The following is a 12,918-nucleotide window of genomic DNA, read 5'->3' as shown; positions in this document are numbered from 1 at the left end:
CGCCGACCCGCCGTTGATCACGGTACCCGCGAGTCCCTCCGCCCCGCGTCACCGGCTCGACGGCCGACCGCACCCGGCCGCGGACCACCCCGGGCCTTCGATGCGAACCGGCCCCCGTCGGAGGCAGTACCCTTTGATCAGACACGCGACCCATCCCACAACAGCACACGCGGCCGAGGAGTCACCCGGATGAGCACCACCCAGAGCGAGAGGCTGCGAGAGCTGCTGGAACCGCTCGTCACCTCCCAGGGGCTGGATCTCGAAGAGATCGCCGTGGACTCCGTCGGGCGCAAGCGGGTGCTGCGGGTGGTCGTCGACTCCGACGCCGGGGCGGATCTGGACGCCATCGCCGATGTGAGCCGCGCGCTCTCGGCGAAGCTGGACGAGACGAACGCGATGGGTGACGCGGCGTACGACCTGGAGGTCGGAACCCCCGGCGCGGAGCGCCTCCTCACCGAGCACCGGCACTTCGTGCGCGCCACCGACCGGCTCGTGAAGTTCCAGCTCACGGAGGGCGGCGAGCTGGTCGCGCGGATCCTGAAGGTCGACGACGAGGGCGTCGACGTCGAGGTGCCCGGCGTGAAGGGCCGCAAGGCCACCGCCCGCAGACTCGGCTTCCCGGAGATCGCCAAGGCGCGGGTGCAGGTCGAGTTCAACCGCAAGGACAGTGCCGGCACGGCCGGCGAGAAGGACATGAAGGAAGAGGAGGAGGCGTAGCCGTGGACATCGACATGAGCGCCCTGCGGGGCTTGGTTCGGGAGAAGGAGATCTCTTTCGACCTGCTGGTCGAGGCGATCGAGTCGGCCCTCCTCATCGCCTACCACCGCACCGAGGGAAGCCGCCGACACGCGCGCGTGGAGCTCAACCGGGAGACCGGGCATGTGACCGTGTGGGCGAAGGAGGACCCCGAGGACCTCGCCGAGGGCCAGGAGCCCCGCGAGTTCGACGACACCCCGTCCGGCTTCGGCCGCATCGCCGCCACCACCGCCAAGCAGGTGATCCTCCAGCGGCTGCGCGACGCCGAGGACGACGCGACGCTCGGCGAGTACGCCGGCCGCGAGGGCGACATCGTCACCGGTGTGGTCCAGCAGGGCCGCGACCCGAAGAACGTGCTCGTGGACATCGGCAAGCTGGAGGCCATCCTGCCGGTGCAGGAGCAGGTGCCCGGCGAGAGCTACTCGCACGGCATGCGCCTGAGGTCGTACGTCGTCCGGGTGGCCAAGGGCGTGCGCGGGCCGTCCGTCACCCTCTCCCGTACGCACCCGAACCTGGTGAAGAAGCTCTTCGCCCTGGAGGTGCCGGAGATCGCCGACGGCTCGGTGGAGATCGCGGCCATCGCCCGTGAGGCCGGTCACCGCACCAAGATCGCCGTACGGTCCACCCGTTCGGGCCTGAACGCCAAGGGCGCCTGCATCGGCCCCATGGGCGGCCGGGTGCGCAACGTGATGGGCGAACTGAACGGCGAGAAGATCGACATCGTCGACTGGTCGGACGACCCGGCGGAGATGGTCGCGAACGCCCTGTCACCCGCTCGGGTGAGCAAGGTGGAGGTCGTGGACCTGGCCTCCCGGTCCGCCCGGGTGACCGTGCCGGACTACCAGCTGTCGCTGGCGATCGGCAAGGAGGGCCAGAACGCCCGCCTGGCGGCCCGGCTGACCGGCTGGCGGATCGACATCCGGCCCGACACCGAGCAGGCCGGGGAGTAGACCGGGGAGCCGATCGGGGCGCCGGAGGGAATAGATCCAAGCCGTCCGGCGCTCAGATCACGACAACAGCCGTTCGATTCTTGCCCCAAAGGGGTGAGGTCGGTACGGGGAGGTAGACTTAGCTGTGTCTGGCCGGACGCACGCCCGAGCATGCCCTGAGCGCACCTGTGTGGGGTGCCGGGAGCGGGCGGCCAAGAACGATCTCCTGCGGATCGTGAAGATCGAGGACGCCTGCGTCCCCGATCCTCGCGGTACGCTGCCCGGCCGGGGTGCGTACGTACACCCCGCCCTGGTCTGTCTCGACCAGGCGGTACGCCGCCGGGCGTTCCCGCGGGCACTGCGCGTCCCGGGACCGCTCGACACAAAGGCGTTGCGTCGATACGTCGAGCAGACAACAGTTGCCGAGCAGGCAACGCCGTAAGACAAGCCGCACGGAACCCCGTGCGGTCTGGTACCTCGCGAGTCGAAAGCAGGTCGAGATTGCGATGAGCACTCGATGAGTACGCGATGAGTACGCCCATGAACTAGCGACGGTCCGGCTTCAACCCGGACCTCAAAGGAGCGAAGTGGCTAAGGTCCGGGTCTACGAACTCGCCAAGGAGTTCGGTGTCGAGAGCAAGGTCGTCATGGCCAAGCTCCAGGAACTCGGTGAATTCGTCCGTTCGGCGTCTTCGACCATCGAAGCGCCGGTTGTACGCAAGCTGACCGACGCCTTCCAGGGCGGTGGCAACGGCAAGTCCGCCGGCAAGCCCGCCCCGCGCAAGGCCGCCCCCAGGCCCGCCGCGCCCTCTCCGGCGCAGGCGGCACGTCCCGCTGCCCCGGCCCCGAGGCCGGCGGCTCCCAAGCCTCCGACGGCGCCCGCTGCCCAGCAGCCGGCCGCCCCGTCGGCCCCCTCGGCGCCCGCACAGGCACCGGCCCCGGGCCCGCGCCCGGTGCCCGGTCCCAAGCCCGCGCCGCGTCCGGCCCCGGCCGCCCCGGAGTTCACCGCTCCGCCGGCCCCGGCCGCGCAGACCCCGCAGGCTCCGGCCGCCCAGGGTCCGCGTCCCGGCGCCCGTCCCGGTGCCCCGAAGCCCGGTGGCGCACGTCCGGCCCCCGGCCAGGGCCAGGGCCAGGGTGCCCGTCCGGGTCAGGGCGGTGCCCGCCCCGGTGGCCAGGCCGCGCGTCCCGGTGCCCGTCCGGCCGGTCCGCGCCCGGGCAACAACCCCTTCACCTCCGGCGGCAACGCCGGCATGGCCCGTCCGCAGGCCCCGCGCCCGCAGGGCGGCCCGCGTCCCGGCCCCGGCGGTGCCCCCGGCGCCGGCCCCCGTCCGCAGGCGCCCGGCGCCCAGGGCGGCGGTCCGCGTCCGCAGGCTCCCGGCGGCAACCGTCCGTCCCCGGCGGGCATGCCCCGTCCGCAGGGCGGTCCGCGTCCCGGTCCGGCCGGTCCGCGTCCGAACCCCGGCATGATGCCGCAGCGTCCCGCTGCCGGCCCGCGTCCCGGCCCCGGCGGCGGTCGCGGCCCGGCCGGTGCCGGTCGTCCCGGCGGCGGCGGTCGTCCCGGCGGCGGCGGCTTCGCCGGCCGTCCCGGTGGCGGCGGCGGTGCCCGTCCGGGCGGTGGCGGCGGCTTCGCCGGTCGTCCCGGTGGTGGCGGCGGCTTCGGCGGCGGTCCCGGCGGTGGCGGCGGTGGCCGTCCCGGCTTCGGCGGCCGTCCCGGCGGTCCCGGTGGCCGTGGTGGCACGCAGGGCGCCTTCGGCCGTCCCGGCGGTCCGGCGCGTCGTGGCCGCAAGTCGAAGCGGCAGCGTCGCCAGGAGTACGAGGCCATGCAGGCCCCGAGCGTCGGCGGCGTGATGCTGCCGCGCGGCAACGGCGAGACCATCCGTCTCTCCCGCGGCGCGTCGCTCACCGACTTCGCGGAGAAGATCAACGCCAACCCGGCGTCCCTCGTCGCGGTCATGATGAACCTCGGCGAGATGGTCACCGCGACCCAGTCCGTCTCCGACGAGACCCTCCAGCTCCTCGCCGACGAGATGAACTACACGGTTCAGATCGTCAGCCCGGAGGAGGAGGACCGCGAGCTGCTTGAGTCCTTCGACATCGAGTTCGGCGAGGACGAGGGCTCCGACGAGGACCTGGTCGTCCGTCCGCCGGTCGTGACCGTCATGGGTCACGTCGACCACGGTAAGACCCGACTGCTCGACGCCATCCGCAAGACGAACGTCATCGCGGGCGAGGCCGGCGGCATCACCCAGCACATCGGTGCCTACCAGGTCGCGACCGAGGTCAACGACGAAGAGCGCAAGATCACCTTCATCGACACCCCGGGTCACGAGGCGTTCACCGCCATGCGTGCCCGTGGTGCGAAGTCGACCGACATCGCGATCCTGGTCGTCGCGGCCAACGACGGCGTCATGCCGCAGACGGTCGAGGCGCTCAACCACGCCAAGGCGGCCGACGTGCCGATCGTCGTCGCGGTCAACAAGATCGACGTCGAGGGCGCGGACCCGACCAAGGTGCGCGGTCAGCTGACCGAGTACGGCCTGGTGGCCGAGGAGTACGGCGGCGACACCATGTTCGTCGACATCTCCGCCAAGCAGGGTCTGCACATCGACTCGCTGCTGGAGGCCGTGATCCTCACGGCCGACGCCTCGCTCGACCTGCGGGCCAACCCGAACCAGGACGCGCAGGGCATCTCGATCGAGTCCCGTCTCGACCGCGGCCGTGGTGCCGTGGCGACGGTCCTCGTCCAGCGAGGCACGCTGCGGGTCGGCGACACGATGGTCGTGGGCGACGCCTACGGTCGCGTGCGCGCCATGCTCGACGACAACGGCAACAACGTGGCCGAGGCCGGCCCGTCGACGCCGGTCCAGGTCCTGGGTCTGACCAACGTCCCGGGCGCCGGCGACAACTTCCTCGTGGTCGAGGAGGACCGTACGGCCCGCCAGATCGCGGAGAAGCGCGCCGCCCGCGAGCGCAACGCGGCCTTCGCGAAGCGCACGCGCCGCGTGTCCCTGGAGGACCTGGACAAGGTGCTCAAGGCCGGCGAGGTCCAGCAGCTGAACCTGATCATCAAGGGTGACGCTTCTGGTTCGGTCGAGGCCCTGGAGTCCTCCCTGCTCCAGCTGGACGTCGGCGAAGAGGTCGACATCCGCGTCCTGCACCGCGGCGTCGGTGCGGTCACGGAGTCCGACATCGACCTGGCGATGGGCTCGGACGCCATCGTGATCGGCTTCAACGTCCGCGCGGCCGGCCGCGCGGCGCAGATGGCCGAGCGCGAGGGCGTGGACGTCCGGTACTACTCGGTCATCTACCAGGCGATCGAGGAGATCGAGGCGGCCCTCAAGGGCATGCTCAAGCCGGAGTACGAAGAGGTCGAGCTGGGTACGGCGGAGATCCGCGAGGTCTTCCGCTCGTCCAAGCTGGGCAACATCGCCGGTGTGCTCATCCGCTCCGGCGAGGTGCGCCGCAACACCAAGGCGCGCCTCATCCGCGACGGCAAGGTCATCGCGGAGAACCTCAACATCGAGGGCCTGCGTCGCTTCAAGGACGACGTCACCGAGATCCGCGAAGGCTACGAGGGTGGTATCAACCTCGGCAACTTCAACGACATCAAGGTCGACGACGTCATCGCGACGTACGAGATGCGGGAGAAGCCGCGGGTGTGACGCCTGTGGTTCGCGCTGGCCGGCGGGACTGCGGTCCCGTCGGCCAGCGCGCCGTTTTACACCAGGTGCGTGTCCGGCCCACCGCACCGAAACCCTGTCGAGCCACCGGCGGGTACGCGGTACGGTTCTTGATGTCCCCGGCCGCACGGACCCGGGGCCATCGATCCCGTACCGGCGGGTGAACCGGTTGCACACATGTACGTGGGGACTCTGTCCTTCGACCTCCTCCTCGGCGACGTCCACTCGCTGAAGGAGAAGCGCTCCGTCGTCCGCCCGATCGTCGCCGAACTCCAGCGGAAGTACGCCGTGAGCGCGGCCGAGGTGGACCACATGAACCTCCACCGGCGGGCGGTCATCGGCCTCGCCGCGGTCTCCGGCGACGCGGCGCACCTCACCGACGTACTGGACCGGTGCGAGCGGCTGGTCGCCGGCCGCCCCGAGGTGGAACTGCTGTCCGTGCGACGGCGCTTCCACGGCGACGACGACTGACCACGAAACGCAAGCAAGAGAAAGAACGGGAGACGGACCAGTGGCCGACAACGCGCGGGCTAAAAGGCTGGCGGACCTCATCCGGGAGGTGGTGGCCCAGAAGCTGCAGCGCGGGATCAAGGACCCGCGGCTCGGCTCACACGTCACCATCACGGACACCCGGGTCACGGGTGACCTCCGGGAGGCGACCGTCTTCTACACGGTCTACGGCGACGAGGAGGAGCGGAAGGCGGCGGCCGCCGGCCTGGAGAGCGCCAAGGGCATCCTGCGCTCCGAGGTGGGCCGCGCGGCCGGGGTGAAGTTCACGCCCACCCTGACCTTCGTGGCGGACGCCCTGCCGGACACCGCCCGGACCATCGAGGACCTCCTCGACAAGGCCCGGCAGTCCGACGAGAAGGTGCGCGAGGCGGCCACGGGCGCCACGTACGCCGGCGGCGCCGACCCGTACCGCAAGCCGGCGGACGACGACAGCGACACGGACGGCGACGCCACCGAATGACCCAGAAGCACACCACGCCCGACGGCCTCGTCATCGTCGACAAGCCGTCGGGCTTCACTTCGCACGACGTGGTCGCCAAGATGCGCGGGATCGCCAGGACCCGCCGCGTCGGCCACGCCGGCACCCTCGACCCGATGGCGACCGGCGTCCTGGTCCTCGGGGTCGAGCGCGCCACCAAGCTCCTCGGGCACCTGGCGCTCACCGAGAAGGAGTACCTGGGCACGGTCCGACTGGGCCAGAACACCCTCACCGACGACGCCGAGGGCGAGATCACCTCGTCCGCCGACGCTTCCAAGGTGACCCGGGACGCCATCGACGCGGGCATCGCCAAGCTGACCGGCGACATCATGCAGGTGCCGTCCAAGGTCAGCGCCATCAAGATCGACGGCGTACGGTCGTACAAGCGGGCCCGCGAGGGCGAGGACTTCGAGATCCCCGCCCGGCCGGTGACCATCTCCTCCTTCACGGTGTACGACGTCCGGGACGCGGTCGCCGAGGACGGCACGCCCGTGCTCGACCTGGTCGTGTCGGTGGTCTGCTCCTCCGGCACCTACATCCGCGCCCTCGCCCGCGATCTGGGCGCCGACCTCGGCGTCGGCGGCCACCTCACCGCGCTGCGCCGCACCCGCGTCGGCCCGTACAAGCTGGACGCGGCGAAGACGCTGGACCAGCTCCAGCAGGAGCTGACCGTGATGCCGATCGCCGAGGCCGCCACCGCGGCGTTCCCCCGCTGGGAGGTCGACGGCAGGCGGTCCCGGCTGCTGCTGAACGGCGTCCGGCTGGAGATCCCCGACGAGTACGCGGGCGCCGGTCCCGTCGCCGTGTTCGACACCGAGGGCCGTTTCCTCGCGCTGGTCGAGGAACACCGGGGCAAGGCGAAGAGCTTGGCGGTCTTCGGCTGAGGGCCTGGGGCCCTGAAGCCTGAAGTTCTGAGGGCTGAAGCCTTGAGGCCCTGAGAGCCGAGCTGTGAGCCTTGGGGGCGGCCCCGCACGGATGGGCTGTCCGCCGTGGAGTGGCTGTCTGCCGTGGAGTGGCTTTCCCCCGGTGGGCCGGCTGTCTGCCGTGGAGCGGCGGCCGGCCACACGGGTTCGTTCCTGCCGCCGCTCCACGGTCCCCCCTCGGTTCCCCCACCCCTAGGGTTATCCAGCGACTTCCGCCTATTCACCCGTCCGGGCAGGCGCTCGGAGTGAACCGGGGGAGCGGAAGGGGGCGCGTTCATCACGCGATCTGTCCCGCCGATCATCCCGCGCCTACCGTCGGACCCAGGGCACGGGGACGGGCGGGGAGGTACGACCATGACGGAACGGGGCCCGCGGGGCGGAAGCGGGCGCCGGGGGCACGGGTGCGAAGAGCGGCCGTTCGAGGAGCGGGCCGAGGGGGAGCGCGCGGGCGGGCACGGCGCACACGGGGTACGGCCGTCCGGGGCGCGCGTGGACGAGGACTGCGCCGCCGGTGGGCCGGGCGCGAGTCCGGCCCACCGTGCCCTGGCCACCGCCCCGGCCGACGACACGGGCGCGGGCGCCGGGACCGGCCGCTGCGCAGCCGCCCTCGTCCGCATCCGGGACCTGGCCGGCCGCCCGCGCGGACTCGGCTTCCTCGCCGATCACGAGGGCACCCTGCTCACCAGCCACGAGGCTGTCGACGGCCTGCCCCGGCTGGTGCTGCACGCCGACGGCGACCGTACCTGCGTGGTCGGCCCCGACGCGATCACCGCACTGCCCGGTCTCGACCTCGCCCTGGTACGCACCGAGGGCCTCGGCGTGGAGCCGCTGCCGCTGACCGTGCGGGAGCGGATCGACGCCGGCACCTATGTCCAGGTCGCCGCCGGCTGCTGGCGCGAGGCGCGGGTGCTGGCCGCCACGCAGGTGACGTACACCGCCACGGACCGCTTCCACCTCCTGGACGACGCACTGGAACTGGCCATCGGCACGGCCGGCCGGGACGCGCTCCGGCTGGGCGGCGGCGCGGCCGGCGGACCGGTGCTCGACGCGCGCACCGGCGCGGTCGTCGGCGTCCTCGGCACCGCCCTGCACAGCGCCCAGCGCGACGCGGGCTTCGCGGTGCCGCTGCGGCCCGTCGACGGCGCCCTCGCCGACCTGCTCGCCCGCAACGCGGCCACCGTGCCCGCGTACGGCGCCGACCTCAACCTCGCCGGCATCCTCCAGCTGACCATGACCTCGGTCGGCCAGAACGGCCCCCCGGGCGCCGTCGAGCCGGTCGAACGCGCCGGCATCGCCGGGGAGTTGGCCGCCTTCGCCACCGGCGACCGGCCCGTGCTCGGCCTCGTCGGCGCGCCGGGCAGCGGTCGTACGACGGAACTCGCGGCGCTCGCCGCCCGCCGGGCCCGGGGCGAGCGGCCGGCCCCCACGCTGTGGCTGCGCGGTGCCGGCCTGAGGGGCACCGACACCTCGGTGGCCGACGTGGCCCGCCGCGCCTTGACGCGTGCCGCCCGGATCATCGCCGCCTCCCGCTCCGGCCGACCCGAAGACCTCGGCGACATCACCCCCGAACGCGTGGCCCGCCTCGCCGCCCGGGCCGGCCGCCCGCTGCTGCTCCTCCTGGACTGCCCCGAGGAGATGCCCCCCGCCCTCGCCGACCGCCTGTCCGCCTGGGCCCAGGGCACGGCCACCTGGCTGACCGAGACAGGAACCCGCCTGGTGGTGGCCTGCCGGGAGGAGCACTGGGAACGCACCGGCCGGGCCTTCCCGCCGGCCGTCCTCCATGTGCCGGGCGACCCGGGGGAGCCGGTGCGGACACCGCCTGACGACAGGGTTCAGGCGGAGGGCGGCGAGCCGTCGGCGACAGAGCCTGGAGCCGGGGCCCCGACGAGCGACCCCGGTCCGGACCGGGCGCCGGCTGACTCCGCGGCTCGGGCGGACGGTGCCGGTGCCGTGCACGCGTCGGCTGGGTCCGCGGTTGAGGCGGGCGGTGCTGGTGCGGTGTACGCGGCGGCCGGTTCCGCGGCCCCAGCGGGTGGCGGTGAGCCGTTGCACAGCGCACCGGCCGGCCCCGCATCGCCCGACGACGCCGAGCCGCGGGTTCCCCTGCCTCGCCTTGCCCTCCCGGCGGGCAGCCCCGATCCGCACCACCCCCCGGCCCGCCTCGCCTCCCCGGCCGACAGCCCGGTGCCGGACCCCACGCCGGGCACCCCCGCGACCCCGGCCCAGGCATCCCCCGCGCCCGCCGAGCCGGTCCCCGGCGTCCCCGGTGTCCCCGATGTCCCCGGCGAAGCCCCCCTCCCCCCCGCCACCGACCCCCTCCCGCCCTGTCTGCGGGTCGGGGACTTCACGGTCGGTGAGGCGCGGTGGGCTCGGGTGCGGTACGGGATTCCGGAGGGTGCGCTCGGTGAGCGGGACGCCCGGCATCCGCTCGTGCTGCGGCTGTTGTCCGAGGTGCGGGCCGCCGTACCCGACGCGCCGGTCGTCGGGCCCCTCGACCGGCACGACGTGTTCGCCGCCTACCTCGATCTGATGTGCCTGCGCATCGCGGTCCGCCTCGCCGCCGCCGGCGGTCTGCGCGGAACGGCCGTGCGGCGGCTGGCGGCACGGGTGGCCGGGCAGGTGCACGAGGCCGCCCGGCGCAGCCTCGGGCCGGGGCAGGGGGAACTGGACGGGGAGTCGTTCGAGGCGGTGTTCCCCTGGGGCCCCGCGCCGGCCCGGCTCGGCGGCGGTACCGGCTGGGCCTCCGCCGTGCTGACCGAGGGCCTCCTCGTGCCGGCCGGCACCGGCTACCGCTTCGCCCACGAGGAACTGGCCGACTGGATCCAGGGCATGCACCTGGACCTGGACGCGGCGCTGCTGGCCCTGGTGCACCGCGTCGGCGAGCCGAGCGCGCCCCGCCCGGTGCCGCACCATCGCGTCGGACCCGTCGTCCAGGCGCTGCTGCTCCTCGCCCGCCAGCAGGGGGCCGGACAACTCGCCCTGCGACTACGGGAGTTGGTCGACGCCCTGGACCGTGACACCGGCTCCTGGTGGGCCGCCCGGCTGCTCGCCCGGACCCTGCTCCAGGTCCCGGACGCGACGCCGTACACCGAGGTGCTGCGCCTGCTCGCCGACCGTGTCGTCGCCTGGCACGGCGCCCGGCGGCCCGTACCGGCCGACTTCCGCCCCGCCTTCTGGACCGGCCTGCCCGTCCCCGACACCGAGCGCCTGGACCTGCTGCGCCGCCTCGTCCTGGCGGACCCGGCGCCCCCCGCGGCAGGCGACCGGTACCTGGACGCCGTCGCCGGACTGCTCACCGCCGCACCCACCGCCGTACAGCCCCTGCTCACCCGGTGGTTCACGGACGAGCGGCCACTGCCCGCGACCCCGCACGCCACCGTGGCCACCGCCGCGCAGGCGCTGCTGCACACCCACCGGCACGGCGCCCTGGACGATCTCACCGAGGTGCTGGTGGCCTGCTCGCACCGGCGTGCCGACGAACTGCTCGCCGTCCTCGCCGAGGAGGAGCCGTCGGCTCTCTGCCGGGCGGTGGACCGCTGGGCGCACGACGAGCGCCCCGCCCGCCGGGTCGCGGCCGTGGCCTTCGCCCTGCGCGCGGCCCCCCACGCCCGCTCGGACGCCGACCGCGAGCTGCTGCGCTACGCCGCCCTCACCCTGCTCGCCCGCCCGGCCGACCGCACCCTGCACGGCGCCGCCCTCGCCCTGCTGGTCCGCGATCCGCGCAGCCGGGACCGGCACCTGCCCGCGGCCCTGCGCCACTTCACCGACGGCGACCCGCAGTTCCCGCCCAGCGCCCTCGTCCCGGCCCTGACCACGCACCCGGAACCGGTCCTGGAGGCCTTCCGCGTCCGCCTGTGCGCCCCGGGCGCCGGCGGCCCGGAGACCGGAGCGGTCCTGCGCGGCCTCACCCAGGTCGGCACCCCGGTCCTGGCCCGCCGGGTCGCCGCGCTCGTCCAGGAGGCGCTGTGGCTGCGCCCGGAGACCGCCGGACCCGTCGCCGGCCAGGTCGCCGGGCATGTCGGGCGCCGCCTCGAACAGGGCCCCACCGCCCGCCCGGTCCTGCTGCCCCTCGTCACCGGCCTGCTCGACGGCGCTCCCGAACCCCTCCGGGCGGCCCTCGCCACCGTCCTCGCCGCCCCCGGCACCCCCGCCTCCCGCCCGTTCCGCCGCGAGCTGCTGGAGTTCCTGCTCGCCCGGGAGGAGGAGCCGTCCGTCCTGCTCGCCGTCCTGCACGCGGCCACGGAACACGGTGGCCGGGAGGAGGAGGCCCGCGGCCTGGTCCACCGCACCGGCCTGCTCCTCGTCCGCACGCCCGAGGGCGCCACCCGTTTCGACCGCGCCCTGGTCGACATCGGGCGGCACGTGCCCGGCTTCGCCGCCCGCATGGCCCGCTGGCTGAACGAGACCCCGGACGACTGGGCGGCCGTGGTCGGCCCCAGCGCCCGCCGCATGATCGAGAGCCTGGCGGGCGTACGCGTACCGGCCTGAGCAGCGGCGGGAACGTGCGCCCCGTCACAGCCCCCATGCCGATGCTGGCGCGGGGCACCCGGCATGGCACCCTTAGACCTGCACGACGAGGTCAAGACAGACACGGACAAGGGTTCGAGGAGCGGTCACAGTGCAGCGCTGGCGTGGCTTGGAGGACATCCCCGAGGACTGGGGGCGCAGCGTCGTCACCATCGGTTCCTACGACGGCGTCCACCGCGGTCACCAGCTGATCATCAAGCACGCCGTCGACCGGGCCCGCGAGCTCGGCGTCCCGGCCGTCGTGGTCACCTTCGACCCGCACCCCAGCGAGGTCGTCCGCCCGGGCAGCCACCCGCCGCTGCTCGCCCCGCACCACCGCCGCGCCGAACTCATGACCGAGCTGGGCGTCGACGCGTGCCTCATCCTCCCCTTCACCACCGAGTTCTCCAAGCTCTCGCCCGCCGACTTCGTGGTGAAGGTCCTGGTGGACAAGCTGCACGCCAAGGCGGTCGTGGAAGGCCCCAACTTCCGCTTCGGCCACAAGGCGGCCGGCAACGTCGACTTCCTCATCGAGCAGGGCAGGATCTACGACTTCGAGGTCGAGGTCGTCGACCTGTACGTCACCGGTGAGGCGGGCGGCGGCGAGCCGTTCTCCTCGACGCTGACCCGCCGCCTGGTCGCCGAGGGCGATGTCGCGGGCGCCCGCGAGATCCTGGGCCGCCCGCACCGCGTGGAGGGCGTCGTCGTCCGCGGCGCCCAGCGCGGCCGGGAACTGGGCTTCCCCACGGCCAACGTCGAGACGCTCCCGCACACCGCCATCCCCGCCGACGGCGTCTACGCCGGATATCTGCACGCCCAGGGCGAGGCCATGCCGGCCGCGATCTCCGTCGGCACGAACCCGCAGTTCGACGGCACCGAGCGCACGGTGGAGGCGTACGCGATCGACCGCGTCGGCCTCGACCTGTACGGCCTGCACGTCGCCGTCGACTTCCTCGCGTACGTGCGCGGGCAGGCGAAGTTCGAGTCGCTGGAGGCCCTGCTGGAGCAGATGGCCGCGGACGTGAAGCGGTGCCGGGAGATCGTGGCGGCGGAGGAGTAGCCGCTCGCCTCGGCGGGATTCGTTCCAGCGAGGCTCGTCACAGCGAGAAGGGCGGCCGGTGCGGTGAGCACCGGCC

At 73.8% G+C, this 12,918-nt stretch carries 9 protein-coding genes; all 9 read left to right on the top strand.

Annotated features, from left to right (window positions below; translation table 11 throughout):
• The first annotated feature begins 189 nt into the window (after window positions 1-189).
• The 9 genes from rimP (at window position 190) to AQJ11_RS21275 (ending at window position 12,842) form a co-directional block, all read left to right on the top strand.
• Window positions 190-717, top strand: a complete 528-nt coding sequence (rimP, locus tag AQJ11_RS21310) for a ribosome maturation factor RimP (protein WP_014675347.1) — start codon at window positions 190-192, stop codon at window positions 715-717.
• A gap of 2 nt (window positions 718-719) precedes the next feature.
• Complete coding sequence (nusA, locus tag AQJ11_RS21305) at window positions 720-1,706, top strand: transcription termination factor NusA (RefSeq protein WP_014675348.1); 987 nt, start codon at window positions 720-722, stop codon at window positions 1,704-1,706.
• Between the two features lie 124 nt (window positions 1,707-1,830).
• Entirely contained in the window at window positions 1,831-2,127 is a 297-nt protein-coding gene (locus AQJ11_RS46140) for a YlxR family protein (RefSeq protein WP_078611825.1), read from the top strand.
• 145 nt (window positions 2,128-2,272) lie between these two features.
• The gene (gene infB / locus AQJ11_RS21300; protein ID WP_058082102.1) at window positions 2,273-5,347 is read left to right on the top strand and encodes a translation initiation factor IF-2; all 3,075 of its coding nucleotides are present in this window, start codon (window positions 2,273-2,275) and stop codon (window positions 5,345-5,347) included.
• A 195-nt stretch (window positions 5,348-5,542) separates the two neighbouring features.
• The gene (locus AQJ11_RS21295; RefSeq protein WP_014675350.1) at window positions 5,543-5,836 is read left to right on the top strand and encodes a DUF503 domain-containing protein; all 294 of its coding nucleotides are present in this window, start codon (window positions 5,543-5,545) and stop codon (window positions 5,834-5,836) included.
• A 40-nt stretch (window positions 5,837-5,876) separates the two neighbouring features.
• The gene (rbfA, locus tag AQJ11_RS21290) at window positions 5,877-6,335 is read left to right on the top strand and encodes a 30S ribosome-binding factor RbfA (protein ID WP_014675351.1); all 459 of its coding nucleotides are present in this window, start codon (window positions 5,877-5,879) and stop codon (window positions 6,333-6,335) included.
• On the top strand, window positions 6,332-7,237 hold the full coding sequence (gene truB / locus AQJ11_RS21285) for a tRNA pseudouridine(55) synthase TruB (protein ID WP_014675352.1): 906 nt from the start codon (window positions 6,332-6,334) through the stop codon (window positions 7,235-7,237). The genes rbfA and truB overlap by 4 nt, the downstream gene beginning before the upstream one ends.
• Before the next feature lie 393 nt (window positions 7,238-7,630).
• Window positions 7,631-11,764 carry a trypsin-like peptidase domain-containing protein gene (locus AQJ11_RS21280; RefSeq protein ID WP_059264056.1) on the top strand — a complete coding sequence of 1,378 codons (4,134 nt, stop codon included), beginning with the start codon at window positions 7,631-7,633 and terminating at the stop codon, window positions 11,762-11,764.
• A gap of 130 nt (window positions 11,765-11,894) precedes the next feature.
• On the top strand, window positions 11,895-12,842 hold the full coding sequence (locus AQJ11_RS21275; protein WP_014675354.1) for a bifunctional riboflavin kinase/FAD synthetase: 948 nt from the start codon (window positions 11,895-11,897) through the stop codon (window positions 12,840-12,842).
• The last annotated feature ends 76 nt before the right edge of the window (window positions 12,843-12,918 follow it).

This window comes from Streptomyces corchorusii (assembly GCF_001514055.1).
GTDB classification, from domain to species: Bacteria; Actinomycetota; Actinomycetes; order Streptomycetales; family Streptomycetaceae; genus Streptomyces; species Streptomyces olivaceoviridis.
The sequence above is the reverse complement of the archived record's forward strand: the minus strand, read 5'-3'. Positions and strand labels throughout refer to the sequence as shown.

Excerpts from the sequence above, each read along its gene's own strand:
- truB (WP_014675352.1), top strand. The coding sequence starts at position 6,332 with ATGACCCAGAAGCACACCACGCCCGACGGCCTCGTCATCGTCGACAAG.
- AQJ11_RS21295 (WP_014675350.1), top strand. The coding sequence starts at position 5,543 with ATGTACGTGGGGACTCTGTCCTTCGACCTCCTCCTCGGCGACGTCCAC.
- rimP (WP_014675347.1), top strand. The coding sequence starts at position 190 with ATGAGCACCACCCAGAGCGAGAGGCTGCGAGAGCTGCTGGAACCGCTC.
- AQJ11_RS21280 (WP_059264056.1), top strand. The coding sequence starts at position 7,631 with ATGACGGAACGGGGCCCGCGGGGCGGAAGCGGGCGCCGGGGGCACGGG.